We start from the raw sequence: 21,024 nt of genomic DNA on the forward strand, positions 1-21,024 counted from the left end.
CAGCACCGCACTGCACAGGGACGCGTTGAAGCAGGCCACAGTGCCAGACCTGCCTTGGTTTCACTCTGCCTCGTCAGCGCAACGCGATGAGATGAAAAACGCCCTTGCAGCGAGTTGGACTGCCCGGCAGGCAGTGGACAAGGTCTTCGCGCGGCTGACCGAAGTCGAAGCGTTTGCCCATGGGTTACTGACCGCCGCGCTGAAAGACCGCCATGACATCACCGTAGACGTCAGCTCGACGTGTCTAAGGCTTTACCGTTCGACCGGGATGACGGGGGGCTTTGAAGTGCGCACCCTGACGCTGCTCGAGTGCTGTCTGCACAACTTCGAATTGAAAGAGACTCGACCAGACTATTACGACCAGGCGAGCGACTTTATCACCCGACCTTCGGCCTCCGGAGCATTCGACGTCGTGCCGATCAAGGCCAGAATGTCCGTCGCGGCGTTCACTGCGTTGTGCCGGGAGCTGGACGCAGGTGCTGCTTATCAGAGATATCTCGAAGACTTTTTCGATCCGGCCAATACCGTTGCCAGCGCCGTACTGAAAATAAAGGTCGAGGCTAACGAGAAGAGCACCCTGCGCCTGTGCAATGGGCTGGCGTTGATCAAAGGCGATATTGATCACGACGCTCATCGCCTGGTCGAGAGGTGGGCTGCGGGAGAACGACGGTTGATCTGGAACGGGCGGGCAGTCCACTGTCATGCATTGACGATGATGGGCGTCGAGTTGCCAGGGATTGTGCTGGTCTGCGCCGATCTTGAGCGCAGTTCAACGACGGTTCCGGTCATTGCCTATGTCCCCCATGATCCCGAGCATCCGCTGAAGCAGTATGCGTCTTCGACCCAGTTCGTCGTCGAGCTGACACGACAGCTGCGCTCACCTGAGTACCAGCGATTCTTCAGCCGGTTCGTGCCGCATCAGCACCGAGGTCAGTTGCTTTTTCAGCTCAACAATCGGCTATCAAAACTGCAATGGCATGCCCCGGTTCCTTTTCAGCAACTGCCAGCCTGGCGCCCTGTGCCCGTTCTGAAACCTGATCTGCAGATCGGCTATGCGCGAATCAAAGGTGAGTTCTGGTTTCATCAGTTTCAGCAGAAGTTGAACGCCTTGTTCGCCGACGCCCGAACGCGGGCAGTCCCCACTGGCGATGAGGACGCCAAATCACGCTGGGCTCGCTGGGACAGCTTCCTCAACGTCGCGCTGACCGTGCTGGAGGTGGGGGCATTTGTCGCCGCGCCGTTTGTGCCTGGTCTGGGTGAATTGATGCTTGCGTATACCGCCTACCAACTGTTGGATGAGACGTTCGAAGGGATTGTCGAGTGGGCTCAAGGGCTGCGTACTGAGGCGTTCGAACATGTGCTCGGCGTGGTGGAAAGCCTGATTCAGTTGGGTGCGTTCCTGGTGGGTGGTCAACTGGTGGGGGCGGTGGTCTCGCCCAAGGCGTCGCCCTTGATCGGCCGTATGAAAATTGTCGATATGGCGGATGGTCGCTCGCGGTTATGGGATTCGGATCTGCGGCGCTATTCACAGTCGCTGAACTTGAGTGAATCGGCCCGGCCTGACGCCATGGGCATTTATCGTCAGGCCGATCAGCAGGTGTTACTGCTGGAGGGCGACACGTTTGTTATTCGCCCGGAGCCCGGATCGGATGACTACCGCATCCAGCATCCGCAGCGCAGCGACGCCTATGCCCCCCGACTCAGCCATAACGGTGCTGGCGCCTGGGTGCATGAAGCCGAACAGCCTCAGGCCTGGCAGGGAAGTCAGTTGATGCGGCGTCTCGGTCATCAGGTCGACGGTTTTTCTGAACAGTCGCTGGAACAGATGCGCATCGTCAGCGGGGTGGATGAGTCGACATTGCGCAAACTGCACGTTGAACGTGAACAGCCGCCCGCGATGCTGGCGGCGACGATCAAGCGTTTTACGGCCGATCAGTCCATTGAAACGTTCATGGCACAGCTTGGCAGCGACGACTTGCAGATCCATGCCAAGGCCGATGTGCGGATGCAACTGCAGTTGCTGACGGGGCACAAACAATGGCCTGAAAAGCGCTCGCTGCGATGGCTCGATGAGCAAGGCAACGTGCTGTGGCAATCGTCATCACTGGCAGGTAAAACACCGATCAATTTGCAGCTCGACCACGGCCTCGTCGCAGACGTGTCCGCCACGCTGCTGTCGCTGCTGAGCGAGCAGGACATCAACGTGTTGCTGGAAGAAGAGTTTGGTCGTGGCGTCATCGCTGCGAACGTGCGTGCTGCGAGGCTGCGCGCCTTGATCGTGGAGACGGCAAGGGCGCAAAGAACAGCGTTGGTGGATAGCCACGTCAAATGGCAGGAGGTGCCGACTGCCGTGCCTTCTGCCGAAAGCGTGTTGCTGCGCAGCGAGTTTCCCCAGCTGCCGAACGAGCTTGTGAGCAATGTACTGACGGATGTCTTGCCAGCCGAAAAGCAGTTGGCCGGCGAGCAGGGGCAATTGTCCTTGCGCTTGAAACAGGCTGCCCGTGAAGCGATGCGCGATTGGCGCACGACCCGGGCCTGGGAGGGGCTGTACTTGCCGGCCAACGCCAATCTCGACAGCTACCGATTGGCGCTGCACAGTCTGGGCAAGTTACCGGGCTGGTCGCCGCAGGTCTTGATCGAAATGCGCAACCAATCGTTCGACGGGCTGCTGATCGACAGCGTCGGACCGACCTCGGCACCCATTCGCAAAGTACTGCTGCGCACGGTGCAGAACCAGTTCCAGCCCTACGACGCGCAGGGTAATAGTTTGCACGGCGCGGGTGATTTTTATAATGCGGTGTTGCAGGCATTATCGGATGCCGAACGCGACAGTCTGGGGCTTGGCATTGGTGAAGGTCAGCGCCTGCGCAGCAACCTTCAGCAATCATCAATCACCCGTGCGCAGCTGCGCGATCTGCTCGACGACTCACCGCTTCGAATCGCCGTCGAAAAACCCCAAAATCCAGGCTACACGTTGATCACTGAACGGCTGTTAGGCACAGGCGGTGAGTCGAATCCGGAGGACCGGTTCAAAAGCCTCTATCCGCGGGCCACCACGGCTAACTTCAATGAGTTTGTGCGAGCATCCGGAACACCTGCCGACGCGTTACGGCTCATCCGGGAGCGCGAATTGGCGTTCAAGCATCTGCAGAAAACCCTTGATGACTGGGTGGCCATCGAGCGCGGCGAATTGCTGCCGATGGATCAGCGTTTTCACAAACGGCGTTTCGCCAAGGCGCTCAGCCAATGCTGGCAGGCCGCTGAAACGGCAGGAGAGGGCGGCTACACGCTGGATCTGGATTTTCACTGGAGCAGTGACTTTCTTGAGTACCTGCCGACGCTTGACATTGAGTTTGCGCACGTCAGCGAGCTGCAATTTCGTCATGCGCAGTTGCGCATTGATATCAGCCAATTCCTCGGCTACTTCCCCAAATTGAAGGTCCTGAACCTGAGCGAAAACTCCCTCACCGCATTGCCCCGTCGGGTAGGCCATCTGCACGCTTTGGAAACACTGGATCTGGGCAACAATCAACTGACGCTGACAGCCGCAAACGTCACTGAACTCAGCCGTCTGACCCGCTTGCAGATATTGAGGCTGGGCGCGAATCCGATGCTGGCGCGCGCACCGGATGTCGGTGCGATGGTAGACCTGCAGACCCTCGATCTGCATGACACCGGGATTACCGAATGGCCGACAGGCCTGTTCACGGCACCGCGTTCAAGGGCGTTTGATCTGGATCTGCAAGGCAATCCAATCGAACAGGTTCCCCAGGTAGCACCCGGTTCGGAGCAGGCGCGATTGATAGCGCGCACCCGTTTGAGTCGTGACCGTCTGTCCGATCAGGACCGCGAACAATTTCATGCCTATATGCGCTCAGCGGGCTACGACCCCGCTCGTAGCTACCCGCCGAAGGGCGAGCAGACCAGTGCGCATTGGCTGGAGGGCGTCACGGGCGAGCCGCGTCAGCGCAAGCAAACAGTGTGGGATGAGTTGGAGCACGAGCCTGATTCCCAGGGTTTTTTCGAAGTGCTGGAAAAAGTCGCGGAATCAGCAGACTACATCGCCGAGGAGGCGCGTCCGGCGCTGACCGAGCGGGTGTGGCGAATGCTGGATGCCGCGACACAGAACACGCCACTGCGTGAAGAGTTGTTCCGCATGACCAGTAATCCTGACTCTTGCGCGGACGCCGGGGCACAGATTTTCAATGAGATGGGGATCAAGGTTCTGATCCATGAGGCCTGGCTGGCCGGCAGCCCCGAGCAGGTCGAGTTCAATCTGGTGCAATTGGCGAAGGGCAAGTCTCGCCTGGACATGGTTAACGACGTTGCCCGCGCCAACATCCAGACCCGCCTGGAGGCTGGTGAAGCTTTTATTGCACTTGATGAGGAGGGTGAATTCACGGGCAGTATTGATGAAGTGGAAGTCTATCTGGCATTTCAGACCGGTCTGGCTGGCCGGCTCGAGTTGCCGTGGCAGTCACGGGGAATGTTGTTTCGCAGTATCGCTGAAGTCAGTGAGACGCAGATCGACGAGGCTTATCAGACGGTATTATCGCTTGAGGCGGGGGATGGATTGGTCAACCGAATGATCGAACAGCAGTTCTGGCGCAGGTATTTGAAGGACAGGCACGCAGCAGCATTTGATCGAAATGCAACGATATACAACGCAAAGTCAGAGGCGTTGTTGAACCGGCATCTGGCGGGCGCTGTTGCGCAACCTGATTACGAGCGCGAACTCGTCGAGTTGGCGGAGGAACGCAAGGCTTTATTGAGATCGCTAACACTCACAGCATTGACGAAACTCTCATTGGTTGCTCGGTGAATGGCCGTATGCCTGAACTTGCGAACAGGCGTACGGTTGGGGCTTTCAAGGTCTGACTCTTTATCAGGAACTCATTCATCTACGGCTTGTTGCGTCTTTTTTGTCTGTGGCGGCGCGCCAAATCGCAGAGTTCGTTTCTGTACGGCCTGTCGGGACGTTAAAGGCCGGTGTGATGTCGTCGTAAGTTGCGACCAGAGTACCGCGACAGTTGTAACAAGCGGGGAAGGATTCCGCGTATTGCCTGTGCTGCAATTTCTGAGTCATCACCTCGATGAGTTTCGGATCGGTTGAACCTGTTTTTTCATGTTGTAGATACAGCATGAAATTGGCTGCCTGGACTTCAGCGTGGGCGCCCGGCAAGCCGGCCGATTGCGGCAAAAAACTACCCGATGCCTGGATATGTCGTTCGATATTCGTTTTGATAATCCGGTGCATAGGTGCTACCTCCTTTTCCATACCTGCCAGGCTTATGGGGGCGGCGTTGTCTCCGTCATGCAGCATTACGGGGTAATCTGGGTCATTGAATCGTTTGATGTACTGATTGCTCATATACTCCAGAAATTTTTCAGGCGTCATTACCTGGAATACGCCTCCGGCTAACAGGTTTTCCTTGGGGAGCTTGGCGTTGTAGGGGCTGCTGACAAACAAACCATGGTCGGCGGGGGTAAGCTGGATTTTGAAGGGCCTGCCGGATTTTGCCTTTCCCCCCTCTCGGGGAATATTGAAAAAATCCGTCGCTAGCGCAATCACTTCACCATCGGGCGAGAGTGAGTGAATTGCAGCTCCAGCATGAGCAACGAGAATCGTGTCTCTTGCCTCTGCGCGAAACTGACGCTGGCCTCCCGATTCAGACGTGCTGAGGATGTCCGTCGTACGCGTACCTATCTTTCGGTAGACCTTGTCCCCTTGGTTAACGTTGTTACCGATTTTTTCGCGCCCGAGTCCGTTGATGTCGACAAAACTCGTCGGGTTATTCCCCACCATCGCATACAGATTCCACCCATCCACCGCCCCTGCCGGATCGGCGCTGATCCAGCGCTGAAACCACGGTGCGTAATAGCGTCGGCCGTAATAATAGAGGCCGGTGTCATCCAGTTCCTTGCCCGAATAACGAATGGTCTTGTAGCTGACTTCCGTCCTCGAATGGGCGACCAGTGAGGCCGTTCCCCCAAACGGGTAATAGTGTTCATGACTGATCAGGCGTGCATTCTGGTCGAGTTCGATCAAGGTGGAGCTCTGACTGTCTTCAAGGCAATAGCGCAGTTGATTGTTGTTGATTTCGCCTGGGCGGCCACTGAGCCAATGCAGGCAGCGGACGTTGCCGATCAGGCTCGGCAACGTGATGACGTGCAACTCTTCACCCGTTTCGCGAGTGCGGATCTCGATCCCCGGCAGGTAACGCACCTGATGAAAGTGGGTCTTGTTTGAGCCTTGAGTCTCGTGGTGTTTGAAGACTCGGGCGCCGCCGCTGTAGCGATAGGTTTCCGTGTCGGGCAGGGCGGATTCGCGTTCGATCAGCGTGACCGATGCCAGTTCATCCAGGACATTCCATTGCAAACCCTGGCCGGGTTGCAAGGCTTGGAGGTTGCCATGAGCGTCGAACTGCGTCGAAAAGTCGGGCGGTGGCTCACCCTCTTTCCAGCGCACGCCACGATTGCTGTTCGGGTCGATGAACATGTGATGGGTGTAGCCAGCGATTGCCCGGCCGTGAACCAGTTTGATCAGGTTACCACCGGTGTCGTATTCGTAGGTCTGGGTGTAATTGAGGCGGTTTTTAGGATCGCTCGGTAATGCACGGCCGGGCATGTCTGTCGGGGGCATGACGTCATGTCCGGTGGCGCGGATCAGCCGATAGAGCGAGTCATAGCCAAAGTCGCGCTGGCCGTCGATAAGCTGGTTGGCAAAGAACACTGGATTCACTGTGCGATCCAGAAGACTGACAACATTGCCGACCTTGTCGTATTGGTATTCGAGATTTTGCCGCAAGGCCTGGCCGGGCACACCTGCCTTGATGCCAATCAAGCGACCGTTGGCGCCATCGTATTCCCAATTGCACACCACGCCGTTGCCCAGAGTTTGTTCGATTTTCTCGCCTTCGGCGTTGTATCGGGCGTGTTTGAGGATGTCTTGTACAGCATTGTCGCCGCTGATCTTCAGGGTCACCTGCTGGAGTTGCCCGCCGACGTCATAGCGTGAGCATTGCTGATGGCCACTTGCATCCGTCTGGCTCAGTGCTGCGCCGTTGGCCCCGTAGCGTCAACGCGTGGTGTAGACACCGGCATCACGCAGCGTGCGGGTTTCCTCCAAAGGCAGGGCATTGAGGCTGAACGAGCTGTAATCCAGAGAACCTGAGGCATCGACTTTGCGGAGCAATTGGCCGCGCAGGTTCCTCTCGGCATCTGCATCGGCGGCGCCGTAGCGCATGGTCTCCCTGTCAGGCCCGTCGTTCACTTTGATCCCCAGCAAGCGCAAACGCTTGTCGTAGCGGTTGCTCCACCGATTCCCGCGAGCATCCCAACGCCGGACAACTTCCCCAGCCAAACCATACAAACTCAAACGCCAGCCAGAATCGACGCTGTTGAGCAGCAGCGAACGGCCTGCCATGTCATGGATGGTCGTCAAATTGGCTTTTGGCGCTGTTGCGAACAGTCGTGGATCCCAATGCTCTATCGCTCTGCCGGCGGCATCGTGACGTTGCCGGGTGATCAACGACTCGATGGCTGCCCTTGGTACGTTTCGCAAATAGGCGATTTGACGAACAGGGAGACCCCGGGCGTCATTCACGCTGACTGACGGGGTTCGGCGATGAACAGAGAGATCCATTTCTCATTTCCTTCGACGCAAGGCATCGCATGGAGGCAAAGGCCAATCTAGCAACTCTGGCAAGGTGTGTAACCTGTCAACTCTGACAGGTGTCGCACCTTTGCCGACCCTGTTTTGCGCGCCACCCAATGGTCGAATGCCGCGTAGAATGCCCCTCTGTTTAAATTTCTGAGGTCGCAGTGGTGGATTTACAGCAGGGCTTCGTCCTGACCCGGCATTGGCGCGATACCCCCGCCGGCACCGAAGTCGAGTTCTGGCTGGCGACCGACGCCGGGCCGAGACGTGTGCGTTTGCCCCATCAACCGTCGGTGGCGTTTGTACCTGCCGAGCAGCGTGAAGCGGCCGAACGGGTGCTGCACGACGAAAAAAACGTCGAACTGCGACCCTTGGCCCTGCTGGATTTCGATCATCGCCCGGTGCTGGGCCTGTATTGCCAGCAACACGGCCAGTTGATGCGCCTGGAAACCGCGCTCACCCGCGCCGGCGTCGATGTCTTCGAGGCCGATGTCCGCCCGCCCGAGCGCTACCTGATGGAGCGTTTCATCACCGCCCCCGTGTTGTTCAGTGGCACACCCGATGCCAACGGCATATTGCTCAACGCTCAACTGAAGCCCGACCCCACCTACCGGCCGAAGCTGCGGCTGGTCTCGCTGGACATTGAAACCACCGAAAACGGCGAGTTGTATTCCATTGCGCTGGAAGGCTGCGGCGAGCGTCAGGTCTATATGCTCGGCACGGCGAATGGCGATGACAGCATCGTCGACTTCGACCTTGAATACTGCGATTCACGCACGGTCATTCTGAAGAAGCTCAACGATTGGTTCGCGCTGCACGACCCTGACGCGATCATCGGCTGGAACGTCGTGCAGTTCGATCTGCGCATCCTCCACGAACACGCGCGGCGCCTCGGCGTACCGCTGAAACTCGGCCGTGGCAATGAAGAGATGCAGTGGCGTGAGCACGGCAGCCGCAATCATTACTTCGCCTCGGCGGCGGGGCGGTTGATCATCGATGGCATCGAATCCCTGCGTTCGGCGACGTGGAGCTTCCCCTCGTTCAGCCTGGAAAACGTCGCCCAGACCCTGCTCGGTGAAGGCAAGGCCATCGACAATCCGTACCAGCGCATGGACGAGATCAATCGCATGTTCGCCGAGGACAAACCGGCGCTGGCCAAGTACAACCTCAAGGACTGTGAACTGGTCACGCGGATCTTCGCCAAGACTGAATTGCTGACATTTTTGCTTGAGCGCGCCAGCGTCACCGGCCTGCCGGCGGATCGCAGCGGCGGCTCGGTGGCGGCGTTCACGCACCTGTATATGCCGCTGATGCACCGCCAAGGGTTTGTCGCACCGAACCTCGGTACCAATCCGCCGCAGGCCAGCCCCGGCGGGTTTGTCATGGACTCGCAACCGGGCCTCTACGAATCGGTGCTGGTGCTCGACTACAAGAGCCTTTATCCGTCGATCATCCGCACGTTCCTGATTGATCCGGTGGGGTTGATCGAAGGCTTGCAGCACCCGGACGATGCGGACTCGGTGCCGGGTTTTCGGGGCGCACGGTTCTCGCGCACGCGGCATTGCCTGCCGTCGATTGTGTCGCGGGTCGCCGAGGGTCGCGAGACCGCCAAACGCGAGCACAACGCGCCGCTGTCGCAAGCCTTGAAGATCATCATGAACGCCTTCTACGGCGTGCTCGGCTCCAGCGGTTGCCGCTTCTTCGATACGCGGCTGGCGTCGTCGATCACCCTGCGCGGACACGAAATCATGCTGCGCACGCGCAAGCTGATCGAAGAACAGGGTCATGCGGTGATCTACGGCGACACCGACTCGACCTTTGTCTGGCTGCGTCGCGCCCATGGTCAGGAGGAAGCGGCGACGATCGGCCATACGCTGGTCAAGCACGTCAACGACTGGTGGCGCGAACATGTGCGCGAAGAATACGGGCTGGAAAGTGCGCTCGAATTGCAGTTTGAAATTCACTACAAGCGCTTCCTGATGCCGACCATTCGCGGCGCCGAGGAGGGCAGCAAGAAGCGCTATGCCGGTCTGGTAACGCGCGCTGATGGCACAGATGAGATGGTCTATAAAGGCCTGGAAACCGTGCGCACCGATTGGTCGCTGCTGGCCCGGCAGTTCCAGCAGGAACTGTATGAGCGAATCTTCCAGCGCAAGGCGTATCAGGATTACGTGCGCGATTACGTGCGCAAAACCCTCGCCGGGGAATTCGATGATCGACTGGTCTATCGCAAGCGCCTGCGTCGCACCCTCGACGATTACGAACGCAACGTGCCGCCCCATGTGCGCGCCGCGCGGCTGGCCGATGAATACAACACGCAACACGGCCGTCCACGGCAATACCAGAATGGCGGCTGGATCAGCTACGTCATCACCCTGGCCGGTCCGGAACCGCTGGAAGTGCGGCGTTCAACCATCGATTACGACCACTACATCACCCGGCAGCTGCAACCGGTGGCGGACGCCATCCTGCCCTTCGTCGACGATGATTTCTCAACCCTGATCGGGGGGCAGCTGGGCCTCTTTTGAGTCCAGCAGTTGCAGCGTCCATTCGTCCGGGATGCCGTGGAAGTAGCGCTCGAGGGCCTGATTGAACAGGCTGTCGTCAGCGGCAAACTGGCTGAAGAGCGTCATCGAGGAGTGAAATTTCAAGTCATCGGGATGACCAAAAATCTCTGCAATCGAACGCTGCTCGGTATTCAGCACAAGCTGCGTGCAAGTGCGCAGTCGTGCGCCGAGCAATGGGTGATCGAGGTAGGCCTGGGTTTCTGCGGCTGATCCGATGGCGAAGCGTCGGGACATTTCACTGCCGCCAAGCCCTGCGAACTGAGGGAAGACAAACCACATCCAGTGGCTGCGTTTGCGACCCGCTTCGAGTTCGCGCTGGACCCGGTCCAATACCGGATCCTGAGCCTGGACGAATCGTTGCAGGTCAAACGGGTCGTTGTGATCAGTGCTTCTCATACGGAACCTCGGCCAGTCGTTAGCTCAGACCATGGCCAGCCGCTGCTTGCGTTGTGGCGCTTGAAACGCCTGGTCCAGCGCCGCCAGATCCCCGGCCTCCAGTTGCAGCTGCGCGGCTTGTGCATTGAGTTGAACGTGTTCCGGCCGCACAGCCTTGGGGATCGCAATGACATTATCCTGACGCAGAATCCACGCCAGCGACACCTGCGCCGGGGTGACGCCGTGACGAGCGGCGATCTGTTTCAGCACCGGGTTGGCCAGCATCGCGCCGCCCTGACCGATCGGACAGTAAGCCATCAGCGGCAGGCGCTGTTGCTGGCACCACGGCAGCAGATCGAATTCGACGCCACGTTCTTCAAGGTTGTAGAGCACCTGATTGGTCGCGCAGGCGGGAGACGCCAGTTCTTCGAGGTCATCGACGTCGAAATTCGACACGCCCCAGCGACCAATCTTGCCCTCTTCGCGCAGGCGTTCGAAAGCCTCGACGGTTTCATCCAGCGGATACTGGCCGCGCCAATGCAGCAGATAGAGGTCGATGTAATCGGTATCCAGCCGACGCAGACTGCGTTCGCAAGCTTGCGGGATGCCTTTGCGGCTGGCGTTGTGCGGGTAGACCTTGCTGACCAGAAACACCTGATCACGCAGGCCGGCGATGGCTTCGCCGACTACACTTTCGGCGCCGCCCTCGGCGTACATTTCGGCGCTGTCGATCAGGGTCATGCCCAGTTCGATGCCGCTGCGCAAGGCGGCAACTTCACGCTTGTGGGCCGAACGATCCTCACCCATACGCCAAGTGCCTTGGCCAATCACCGGAACCTGCACGCCAGCCAATTCAAGGGTACGCATTCAAACCTCCTATCTGAAAGGGTCGATACCTTAGTGGGCAGCAGGATAGCGCAGGGGTTCCATGGACTTTAAAAGCAAAAGATCGCAGCCTGCGGCAGCTTCTACAGGTAGATGGATTCACCGCCATACAAACGGTGTACCCAAACAACTGTAGGAGCTGCCGCACGCTGCGATCTGTTGATCTTCAGCTTCTACTTCGCAGAAAACTTCAACACCACGCTATGCGCGTAAGCCTGCCCCGGATCCAGCCGCGTGCTCGGGAAGTCCGGTTGGTTCGGCGAGTCTGGATAGTGCTGGGTCTCGAGGGTAAACGCGCCCCAGTGCGGGTAGACCTTGCCACCCTTGCCCTTGACCGTGCCGTCGAGGAAGTTGCTGGTGTAGAACTGCACGCCAGGTTCGCTGGTGAACAGCTGTAGGTGCCGGCCGGACTGCGGGTCGCTGACTTCGACGGCCAGTTTGCTCGCATCACCTTGGGTATCCAGCGCCCAGTTGAAATCGAAGCCACCCTGTTTCGGCTCGGCAAATTTCAGTTGCGGATGATCCGCCTTGATGTGCGTGCCGATGGCGGTCGGTTTGCTGAAATCCATCGGTGTGCCGGCCACTGGCGCCAACTCTCCGGTGGGGATCAGTTTGCCGGTGACCGGGGTGTAATGGCTGGCATGCAAGGTCGCGACTTGCTTGAGGATGTCGCCATTACCGGCGCCGGCGAGGTTGAAGTAGCTGTGATTGGTCAGGTTCAGCACTGTCGGCTTATCGGTGCTGGCCTTGTAGTCGATGCGCAATTCGTTGTTGTCGGTGAGGCGATAAGTCACCTCGGTGGTGAGGTTGCCGGGGAAACCCATTTCACCGTCCACCGACAGATAGGTCAGGGTCACGCCGACTGAATCCTTGTCTTTGGTTTCCTGGGCTTTCCAGACCTTTTTATCGAAGCCTTGAGTGCCGCCATGCAAGGCATTGGACTTGTCATTCTGCGGCACTTGATAGCGTTTGCCGTCGAGTTCAAAAGCACCTTCTGCCAGACGATTGCCGAAGCGGCCAATGGTCGCGCCGAAGTACGCGGTGCCTTTCTGGTAGCCCTGCACATCGTCGAAGCCGAGCACGACATCGTCAAACTTGCCGTGCTTGTCCGCGACTTGCAGCGATTGCAGGGTTGCGCCGTACGTGATGACCGTGGCTTGCATGCCATGGCTGTTGCGCAGGATGTATTGCTCGACGGGCGTGCCGTCATTGGTTTTGCCGAAGGCCTTGTGTTCGGCACTCAGGCCGGCCGCGTTGGCAGAGAGGGTGGCGATCATCAGGGACAGTCCAAGGCCGGAGAGCAGGTGACGGGATTGAATCATGGTTGACCTTCCTTTTTGTTGTTGTTTTGTAGGGTGGGGCAATAGTCATGCTATTTATCGTTCGAGTGAGAATCTATAGCGGATTAAACGTTTATTGCAAAAATAAAGTCGGACTAAATTGATCGCTGTGCCCCGCCGAAGGTCGGGAAATACCGCCAGCACTGCACTTTTGCGCAATCGGCGGCTCTATCCATGGCCAGGATGCGGTGACTCCCGCCGCACAGGAATGTGCCTGTTCGAGAATTCATGCCGAGAGTGTTTAAGCTGATCACCCGATTTATCCGTCGCCCGTGCCTGCTGCTGGCCTGTTTGTCGTCGCTGCTGTTCAGCGGTTGCAGCCATCAGGACGGTAACGGCTTCATTAACCAGATCCGGGAAGGGCAGCCGCAGGAATTTCTGCAGACCAGCGTCGACCGGATGGCCACGCTGGCGATGCGCGACAATCTTGGCAGTCTTTATCGGTTGATGGGCAAGCTGTACCTGCGCAACCCGGACGAGTTGCGCAAGTCGGGTTTCCTCAACATTCACGCCGCCGTCAAACAGGTGCGACTGGCCATCGAGCAGCAACAACCATTGCCGGTGCTCGGCGGCAGAAAGGACCTCGCGGCGCTCAGCTATGCGATGAGCCCGGAGTTTCGTGGTGACCGCGTCGGCGCTTTCATTTATGCCATCGGCAGCATGCTGGTGACGGCCCATGGCAATCGAACCCAGTTCTACATGACGGACGCGATCAACCCGACGTTCGTGCATAACGCGGCGCGCAACATCGAAAAAGCCACGTGGATTCTGTCGCAGCGTCAGAACAAGGAAGGCCAGCCGCTGTTGTTTTCCAATGAGATCTCGGAGGAGGGCAGCAACCTGAGTTTTGCCGTTGAGTTCGGCAAAATCGTTGCGCGCCTGGATCTGCTGACGCAAATGCTTGATGAGCGCTACCGGCGGATCGGGCTCAATTACGCACAGAGTTTGCTGTTCCTCAATTTCCTCCCGGTGCAATAAATCTGTGGATACGCGGCTGGCCAATAGAGTTACGAACTGCCGAAGGCTGCGATCTTTTTGATGTTGATCTAAAAAACCACCATCAAAAGGTCGCAGTCTTCGCCAGCTTCTACAGGGGGGATAGTGTTGTCAGCGGTATTGGGTTGATTGGTGGTCGGATAACTTGTATACAATCACTCGCTAATTTTGATCCAAATGGAGCTGCATCCGTCATGACCGACCCCGCAAGCGCCGATTTCAGCCGTGTCGACCACGCGACCCACGCCGACAAACTGCCCTATGCCGCGTTGCTGGCCTTCGCCATGACCGGGTTCATCGCCATCCTCACTGAAACCCTGCCGGCCGGATTGCTGCCGCAAATCAGTGCCGGGCTGAACGTCAGCGAAGTGCTCGCCGGGCAACTGGTGACGCTGTATGCGTTGGGTTCGATTGTTGCGGCGATTCCGCTGACGGTGGCCACCCGTGGCTGGCCACGACGCCGGGTGCTGTTGATGACGGTTGGCGGGTTTCTGCTTTTCAACACCATCACCACGTTTTCCAGTCATTACGGCCTGACGCTGGCCTCGCGCTTTCTCGCCGGGATGGCGGCGGGGCTGTCGTGGGGAATCATGGCCGGTTACGCCCGCGGGATTGTGCCGGTGCATCAGCAGGGGCGAGCGCTGGCGATTGCCATGCTCGGCACACCGGTGGCGCTGTCCCTGGGAACACCGGCGGGGACGTGGCTGGGCCATCTGATCGGTTGGCGCGCCTCGTTCGGCATCATGTCGGCACTGGCGCTGGTGCTGGCGGCGTGGATTGTTGTGGCGGTGCCGGATCGTCCGGGGCAGGCCAGTGCCGAGCGTCTGCCGCTGATGCAGTCCCTGCGCCTGCCGGGTGTGCGCCCGGTGTTGTTGGTGGTGCTGACGTGGATGCTCGGGCACAACATTCTCTACACCTACATTTCTCCGTTTTTGATGCAGGCCGGACTCGCCGGGCGTGTCGATCTGGTGCTGCTGGTGTTTGGCGTTTGTTCGCTGGTGGGAATCTGGATTATCGGCATGCTCGTGGATCGCTGGTTGCGCTGGCTGACTCTGATCAGCCTCGCAGTGTTTGCCGTGACGGCGCTGGTGTTGGCACTGGCGAATCCGTCGCCATGGCTGATCTACGGCTGCATGGCGGTGTGGGGGTTGTCCTTCGGTGGTTCGGCGACGTTGTTGCTGACGGCAGCAGCGGATTCTGCCGGCGATCATGTCGATGTGGTGCAGGCAATGCTGACGACTTCCTGGAACGTGGCGATTGCCGGAGGCGGGCTGTTTGGCGGCTTACTGCTGGATCGAGCGGGGGCGATGTCGTTTCCGTGGGCGCTGCTGATTCTGTCCCTGATCGCGCTGGCCACGGTGTGGATCAACAGCACACACAGCTTCAAACCCGGACGACGCCAACACTGACACCGCCACCCTGCAGGAGCTGCCGAAGGCTGCGATCTTTTGATCTTTCTTGTTGCGTTGGTCGTGGAGCACCTGAACGCCGGATTGGGATCGGGATCGGGATTGGGGGTATATCCGTTGCTGCGGGTGTTGCCGCTGGCGGTTTCGCTCTTACAGCGAGTCCCTTTTTCAAACGCCAAAAAGGAACCAAAAGGCTTTGCCCCGGCGTACGGCACTTCGCTTAGGCTCAGTGTTCCCTCGCTACGGTGTCCATCCGGGGGCATCGCCTCCGGTTTGCTGCGCTGCACCTCCTTTCGATGGATGCGGCTTCGCCGCACGGCGCTACGCGCCTAACCCCCGGATGAACACCTACGCTCGGCCTGCCGAAGGGGCAAAAAATCAAAAGCCAGATCAAGAGCAAAGGCCAGATCAAGAGCCCCTCACCCTAGCCCTCTCCCAGAGGGAGAGGGGACTGATTGAGGTGTTTGGCTGAAATACATCGACGTGCAATACCGAGTCGCACTCCAATTTTGAAAAGCGCAAAAATCGGCCCCCTCTCCTCGGGGAGAGGGCTGGGCGGGCGGCGCTCCGATGAGGGGTGAATCCAACACCGAACAAAAGCCGACCGCATCGCTCTTCCACCACTCAACACAATGAGCGTTAGCTCGAGTGCAGCTCTTGATCTCTAAGGCCCGTCGGAAGGCTGAGTGGAGGGATTCATCCGGGGGGAACATCGAAAGGAGGTGCAGCGAAGCAAACCGAAATCGATGCCCCGGATGGATCCCGGAGCGAAGGAACCCGAGCCACAGCGAGGGCCGAACGTCAGGGCGCAGACCTTTTGGTTACTTTTGGGGCGTTTGCCAAAAGTGACCCGCCGTAAGGGCGGAACCCTAAGTCGCCATCACCCAAAAAACGGATATACCCCAAACCCTCGAGCCTGAAAGCGGGATTGGGCATAACGATAGACCGCATCGATATATGTAGTTATAAGAAAAATCGCTATGCTGCGGGCCAGATTTTCCCCGTCGTTTTTCTGGACGTCTTAATGGAATTGGCAAATTTCGGCCTTGTGATTGCCGGGCTGGTGGTGGGTTTTATTGTCGGCATGACCGGTGTCGGCGGTGGTTCGTTGATGACGCCGATCCTGCTGTGGTTCGGCATCAACCCCGCAACAGCGGTCGGCACCGACTTGCTGTACGCGGCCATTACCAAATCCAGTGGCGTCATCGTTCACAAGAAGAACAAGAATATCGATTGGGCCATCACCGGTTGGTTGACCCTCGGCAGCGTGCCGGCGGTGGTCATGACCTTGTGGTTTCTCAGCACGCTGCACACCGCGCCAGACGCGATGAACGCCATCATCAAACAAGCTCTGGGCTTTGTGTTGTTTGCCACAGCGTTGGCGATCTTCTTCAAGAAACGCTTGCTGGAATTCGCCCACAAACGCGCTGGCGGCAACTACAACCCGAGCGGTTCGCGGCTGAACGTGATGACGGTGATCACTGGCCTGATCCTCGGCACCATGGTCGCCCTGACCTCAATCGGCGCCGGCGCCCTCGGCACCGTGGCGCTGTTCATCCTCTATCCGCTGCTGCCGACCCGCCGCCTGGTCGGCACCGAAATCGCCCACGCCGTACCGCTGACCCTCGTCGCCGGCCTCGGCCATGCGAGCATGGGCAACATGGACTGGAGCGTGCTGGGCTTTTTGCTGATCGGTTCGTTGCCAGGCATCTGGCTTGGCAGCCACCTGACCGGCCGCATCTCCGACGAAGTGCTGCGACCCTGCCTGGCGACGATGCTGGTATTGATCGGCTATAAACTGGCGTTTTGATCGACAACCATGAGCGAAACCACTGTGCACTGCGATGGCCGTATCGCCATTACTGTCGAACCTCGCGAGATGCGCATGAGCCATTGGCTGTATGCGCCGCGGGCGGTTGATCAGCAGCGTCAGCAGGTGTTGCTGGATCTGACCGACAGCTTATGGGATCTGATCGGCACAGCGCAGGAGACGGTCAGTGGCATCGACTTGCTGCTGCGCAAATACCCTGGCGATCGCGCGTCGGTGACGGTGAGCATTGATCTGGACGGCGGGGTAATCAGAGTCGGCGCGCGACTGATCGAACCCGCACATTTACTGGCAACCCTTGATTCGGCGCTGGACTGATGTCGCGCTGAACCCCATCGCCACAGATGTCTTCTTATGTTGGTTGCCGCGTGGTGTATTTCATGACGGTCACCGGCAAATTTTCGTAAACCATCTCCTCGACCACCTCCCAACCCAGCCGGGCATACAGCGACTGCGCTGCGTCGGTGTACAGGTAAAGTTCCGGCACGCCCAACGCCTCAGCCTCTTCAACAATGCGCTTGACCAGTCGCGAAGCAATCCCGCGGCCACGTTCTTCAGCCTTCACATAAACCCCGGCCAGCCAGGGCGTGAGTTCGGGGCGGACCTTCATGTCGCTGTCGATCAGCAGTGCACCGCCCAGCAACCTGCCGTCTTCAATCGCTACCACGACACTGGGGATCGCACCTTTGCCGCACGCAGCACGCATGCGTTCGGTGCGGGCAGCAAGGGTGTCGTCGGGACTAAAGCCACTCCACTCCTTGAAGTTGAGTTCAGCCAGTTCTTCGATCAATTCAGGGTGATCGCACAGGTAATCAATGTGCACGCGGTGACCTCCATTTCGTGAGCAGAACAGCCACCCTAATGCGCTCTTGAACGGTAATCAAATCGGCGTGGCGATCGCGTTTGTACAGTTGCGCAATATCGGGCCTGACCTAAGCTTCTGGCAGGGCAACAGATATTTGCCGGAAACACCGGAACAATCGCCACGATGCGCAATCATTAGAGCGTGGATATCAAAAGGAGATGCGCATGCTCATCAGGTCACTGACCCTGACACTCTTGCTGGCAGTTGCCGGCCCCCTGTCCGCCGCTGACAACGATTCGCCGATTGCCGGGGACATGGGCCGCGCCCGACCGCTGATCGTGATCGCGCAAAGCACCGCCGACCCCGTGTGGCTGAATCTGAAAAAGTCGCTGGACGACCCGGCCAACAAAAAGGGCGTCGCGGATCGCAATATCAAGGTTTACACCATTCTCAGTATGTCGGGTCAGCTCGACGGCAAGGATATGGGCCAGCAAGACACCATGGCGCTGCTGCGCTCGCTGAAGCTGGGCGCCGGGGCTTATCCGAAAGTGTTCCTGGTGGGCAAGGACGGCGAAACCAAACTCTCCGCCTCGGGGGATGACGCGAAGGCCATCGACCTGAAGAAAATCTTCGACACCATCGACGCCATGCCCATGGCCGAGAAAGAAGCGGCCGCCGCCGCAGCAGCCCAGGCCCCGGCCGCTGCCGAACCTGAACCGGCCAAAGGTGCGAAAGGCGCCAAGCCGAGCAAGCCTGCAAAACCGACCAAGCCGCCGGAAATGCCGGATGATTGATGGTTCGATTTGAATCAAAAATGGGCGACCTCTAGAGGTCGCCCATTTTTATTGCCTGCAAAAAAGCGCTGCCGAAGGCTGCGATCTCTTGATCTTTAGTGGGTCAGCGCACTGAAAATCTCATGCGCAATCTTCACCCGTTCCGCATTCGGGTAGTTCTTGTTGGCCAGAATCACGATGCCAATATCCTTCGATGGCACGAACGCCACGTACGCGCCGAAACCGCCGGTTGCGCCGGTTTTGTTGTAAAGCACATTGGCCGGCTCAGGCTGTGGCGGGGTCAGCCATTTGACCTTGTGCGGCTCCATCGCCATCGGCGTCGAGTTGCCGGCCTGCAGCTTCTTCAGGCTGATGGGGTAGGGGTAGCGCTCCCAGCCCAGACCCTGCGTCATATTGCCGACGCTGTAGTAACCGGTGTGGGTCGCGGCGACGGCTTTTTGCAGCGGCTGTTCAAGGCCCGCAGGCTTGAGGTTCGCCTCGACGTAGCGCAGCAGATCCGCCGCACTGGTCTTGATGCCGTAGGCTTCGGCATCCAGTGCGCCGGGGCTGACGCGAACCGGTTTGTCGTTCTTGTCGTAACCCTGCGCGTAGAGCTTCGCTTCGGAGGCGGGCACTTCAATGAAGGTGTGCGTGAGGCCCAGCTTCGGCAGCAAGGTTTCAGTCATGGCCTGAGCAAAGGGCTGACCGAGGCTTTTTGCCGTCAGATAGCCGAACAGTCCGAGGCTGGGGTTCGAATACAGGCGATGGCTGCCCGGCGAATAGGCCGGTTTCCACTGCCGGTAATAGCCGAGCATCTTGTCCGTTGAGTCCGCATCAGCGGGAAACTGCAGCGGCAAACCGCCCGCGCTGTAGGTGCCCAGTTGCAGCACGCTGATGTTGTCGAAGGCGCTGCCTTTTAGTTCAGGCCAGAGCGTGCTGGCCTTGGTCGACAGGTCAAGTTTGCCCGTGGCCTGCGCATAACCGGCCAATGTGGCGGTGAAGGTCTTGCTCACCGAGCCGACTTCGAACAGGGTGTTTTCGCTGACCTTCTGCCCGGTGTCCTTGGCGGAGACGCCGTAGTTAAAGTAATGCGGCTGGCCGTTAATGGTCAGTGCAACGGCCAGGCCGGCGATGTTCTGTTGCTGCATGACCGGTGTGACGGCGGCTGTGACCAACGCTTGCAGTTGCTCATCCGTTTGCGGGGCGCCGAGGCAGGTTGCAGCGCCGAACAGCAGTCCGAATGCGCTACAGGAAAAGGCTTTGGTCAGGTTGATGGATGACATAAGTGAACCACTCTCCATGAGTGTTGATAATAGTATCGCGCTACACTGCGGGCGATTTTTGTAATGGGCGGCTGATCAGCGCCGACAATTTAGGCAGTCCGACTTGAATCGACAAACGACGAAATCTCGGATTAGCCATTAGAAAAATTAGGGGCTGGGCATGATTCGACCGCAATTGCCGCTCAATGCACTGCGCGCTTTCGAAGCCTCGGCGCGTCACTTGAGTTTCACGCGAGCTGCCGTGGAGCTGTGCGTGACCCAGGCCGCCGTCAGTCATCAGGTCAAAAGCCTCGAAGCGCAGCTCAACGTAACACTGTTCAAACGCCTGCCCCGCGGGCTGATGCTGACCAGTGAGGGCGAAACGTTGCTGCCGGTGTTAAGCACCTCGTTTGACCACATCGCGCAGATTCTCGAACGCCTTGCCGGTGGACAGTATCGCGAGATGTTGACCGTCGGCGCGGTGGGCACCTTCGCCGTGGGTTGGCTGCTGCCAAGGCTTGCGGACTTCCGGGCGAAACATCCGCTCATAGATTTACGGCTGTCGACGAACAACAATCGCGTGGACGTTGCCGCCGAAGGGCTGGATTATGCGATCCGCTTTGGGGCTGGCGCTTGGCACGGTATCGAGGCCATGCGCTTGCTCGATGCGCCGCTATCAGTGCTGTGCGTGCCGGAGATCGCCCGGCAATTGCACACGCCGGGGGATCTGTTGCAGCAGACGTTGCTGCGGTCCTATCGCACTGATGAATGGCCAGCGTGGTTTCAGGCGGCGGGTCTGGCGACACAGGCCGCGCCGCCGCAAAGCATCATGTTCGACTCGTCGTTGGCGATGATGGAAGCGGCGTTGCAGGGCAGTGGCGTGGCGTTGGCCCCGCCGCTGATGTTTGCCAGGCAACTGGCGGCGGATGCGATTCGTCAGCCATTCGCGATCGAGATCACGACCGGGAGTTACTGGCTGACGCGGTTGCAGTCGCGGCCGGAGACGGCGGCGATGGATGCGTTTAAAAACTGGCTGCTGCAAATCGCCGTCTAGCACACGGCCCTGTGGGAGTTGGCTTGACAGCGATAGCGTTGAGTCTGTCAACTTCAATGTTGACCGTGTT

15 protein-coding genes are annotated in these 21,024 nt (G+C 58.8%); 8 read left to right on the plus strand and 7 right to left on the minus strand.

The window, feature by feature from the left end; all coding sequences use genetic code 11:
* The first annotated feature begins 91 nt into the window (after window positions 1–91).
* The gene (locus AB4P91_RS15295) at window positions 92–4,822 is read left to right on the plus strand and encodes an NEL-type E3 ubiquitin ligase domain-containing protein (RefSeq protein WP_395603122.1); all 4,731 of its coding nucleotides are present in this window, start codon (window positions 92–94) and stop codon (window positions 4,820–4,822) included.
* Between the two features lie 75 nt (window positions 4,823–4,897).
* On the opposite strand, the gene AB4P91_RS15300 is transcribed toward AB4P91_RS15295, so the two are convergent.
* Both AB4P91_RS15300 and AB4P91_RS15305 read right to left on the minus strand, forming a co-directional pair.
* The gene (locus AB4P91_RS15300; protein WP_395603123.1) at window positions 4,898–6,985 is read right to left on the minus strand and encodes an RHS repeat-associated core domain-containing protein; all 2,088 of its coding nucleotides are present in this window, start codon (window positions 6,983–6,985) and stop codon (window positions 4,898–4,900) included.
* Window positions 6,986–7,078: 93 nt separating this feature from the next.
* Window positions 7,079–7,426, minus strand: a complete 348-nt coding sequence (locus AB4P91_RS15305) for a hypothetical protein (protein WP_395603124.1) — start codon at window positions 7,424–7,426, stop codon at window positions 7,079–7,081.
* A gap of 401 nt (window positions 7,427–7,827) precedes the next feature.
* On the opposite strand from AB4P91_RS15305, the gene AB4P91_RS15310 reads away from it, so the two are divergent.
* A complete protein-coding gene (locus tag AB4P91_RS15310; protein ID WP_395603125.1) occupies window positions 7,828–10,188 on the plus strand; it encodes a DNA polymerase II in 2,361 nt (786 codons plus the stop codon).
* Here the strand turns inward: AB4P91_RS15310 and AB4P91_RS15315 are convergent.
* The 3 genes from AB4P91_RS15315 to AB4P91_RS15325 form a co-directional block, all read right to left on the minus strand.
* Entirely contained in the window at window positions 10,153–10,623 is a 471-nt protein-coding gene (locus AB4P91_RS15315) for a DUF1810 domain-containing protein (protein ID WP_150592397.1), read from the minus strand. The two genes, AB4P91_RS15310 and AB4P91_RS15315, sit on opposite strands and share 36 nt — an antisense overlap.
* Before the next feature lie 24 nt (window positions 10,624–10,647).
* Window positions 10,648–11,469 (minus strand): aldo/keto reductase, encoded by an 822-nt coding sequence (locus AB4P91_RS15320; RefSeq protein WP_150592396.1) that lies wholly within the window; start codon window positions 11,467–11,469, stop codon window positions 10,648–10,650.
* A 191-nt stretch (window positions 11,470–11,660) separates the two neighbouring features.
* Window positions 11,661–12,809 carry an aldose epimerase family protein gene (locus tag AB4P91_RS15325; RefSeq protein ID WP_150598051.1) on the minus strand — a complete coding sequence of 383 codons (1,149 nt, stop codon included), beginning with the start codon at window positions 12,807–12,809 and terminating at the stop codon, window positions 11,661–11,663.
* Window positions 12,810–13,055: 246 nt separating this feature from the next.
* On the opposite strand from AB4P91_RS15325, the gene AB4P91_RS15330 reads away from it, so the two are divergent.
* The 4 genes from AB4P91_RS15330 (at window position 13,056) to AB4P91_RS15345 (ending at window position 17,378) form a co-directional block, all read left to right on the plus strand.
* The gene (locus tag AB4P91_RS15330) at window positions 13,056–13,805 is read left to right on the plus strand and encodes a hypothetical protein (protein ID WP_150592394.1); all 750 of its coding nucleotides are present in this window, start codon (window positions 13,056–13,058) and stop codon (window positions 13,803–13,805) included.
* Between the two features lie 212 nt (window positions 13,806–14,017).
* Entirely contained in the window at window positions 14,018–15,232 is a 1,215-nt protein-coding gene (locus AB4P91_RS15335) for an MFS transporter (RefSeq protein WP_150592393.1), read from the plus strand.
* 1,024 nt (window positions 15,233–16,256) lie between these two features.
* Window positions 16,257–17,042, plus strand: a complete 786-nt coding sequence (locus tag AB4P91_RS15340; RefSeq protein ID WP_042560052.1) for a sulfite exporter TauE/SafE family protein — start codon at window positions 16,257–16,259, stop codon at window positions 17,040–17,042.
* A gap of 9 nt (window positions 17,043–17,051) precedes the next feature.
* Entirely contained in the window at window positions 17,052–17,378 is a 327-nt protein-coding gene (locus AB4P91_RS15345) for a hypothetical protein (RefSeq protein WP_395603126.1), read from the plus strand.
* A gap of 34 nt (window positions 17,379–17,412) precedes the next feature.
* Here AB4P91_RS15345 and AB4P91_RS15350 read toward each other — a convergent pair whose 3' ends face one another.
* Entirely contained in the window at window positions 17,413–17,883 is a 471-nt protein-coding gene (locus AB4P91_RS15350) for a GNAT family N-acetyltransferase (RefSeq protein WP_395603127.1), read from the minus strand.
* 206 nt (window positions 17,884–18,089) lie between these two features.
* Between AB4P91_RS15350 and AB4P91_RS15355 the strand changes: the two genes are divergently transcribed.
* Complete coding sequence (locus tag AB4P91_RS15355; RefSeq protein ID WP_150688809.1) at window positions 18,090–18,659, plus strand: DUF4174 domain-containing protein; 570 nt, start codon at window positions 18,090–18,092, stop codon at window positions 18,657–18,659.
* 95 nt (window positions 18,660–18,754) lie between these two features.
* On the opposite strand, the gene ampC is transcribed toward AB4P91_RS15355, so the two are convergent.
* Window positions 18,755–19,921, minus strand: a complete 1,167-nt coding sequence (ampC, locus tag AB4P91_RS15360) for a class C beta-lactamase (protein WP_150688808.1) — start codon at window positions 19,919–19,921, stop codon at window positions 18,755–18,757.
* Between the two features lie 160 nt (window positions 19,922–20,081).
* Here ampC and AB4P91_RS15365 point away from each other — a divergent pair, with 160 nt between their 5' ends.
* The gene (locus tag AB4P91_RS15365; RefSeq protein WP_150592388.1) at window positions 20,082–20,954 is read left to right on the plus strand and encodes a LysR family transcriptional regulator; all 873 of its coding nucleotides are present in this window, start codon (window positions 20,082–20,084) and stop codon (window positions 20,952–20,954) included.
* Window positions 20,955–21,024: the final 70 nt, after the last annotated feature.

Source organism: Pseudomonas sp. B21128 (assembly GCF_044218865.1).
GTDB classification, from domain to species: Bacteria; Pseudomonadota; Gammaproteobacteria; order Pseudomonadales; family Pseudomonadaceae; genus Aquipseudomonas; species Aquipseudomonas iridis.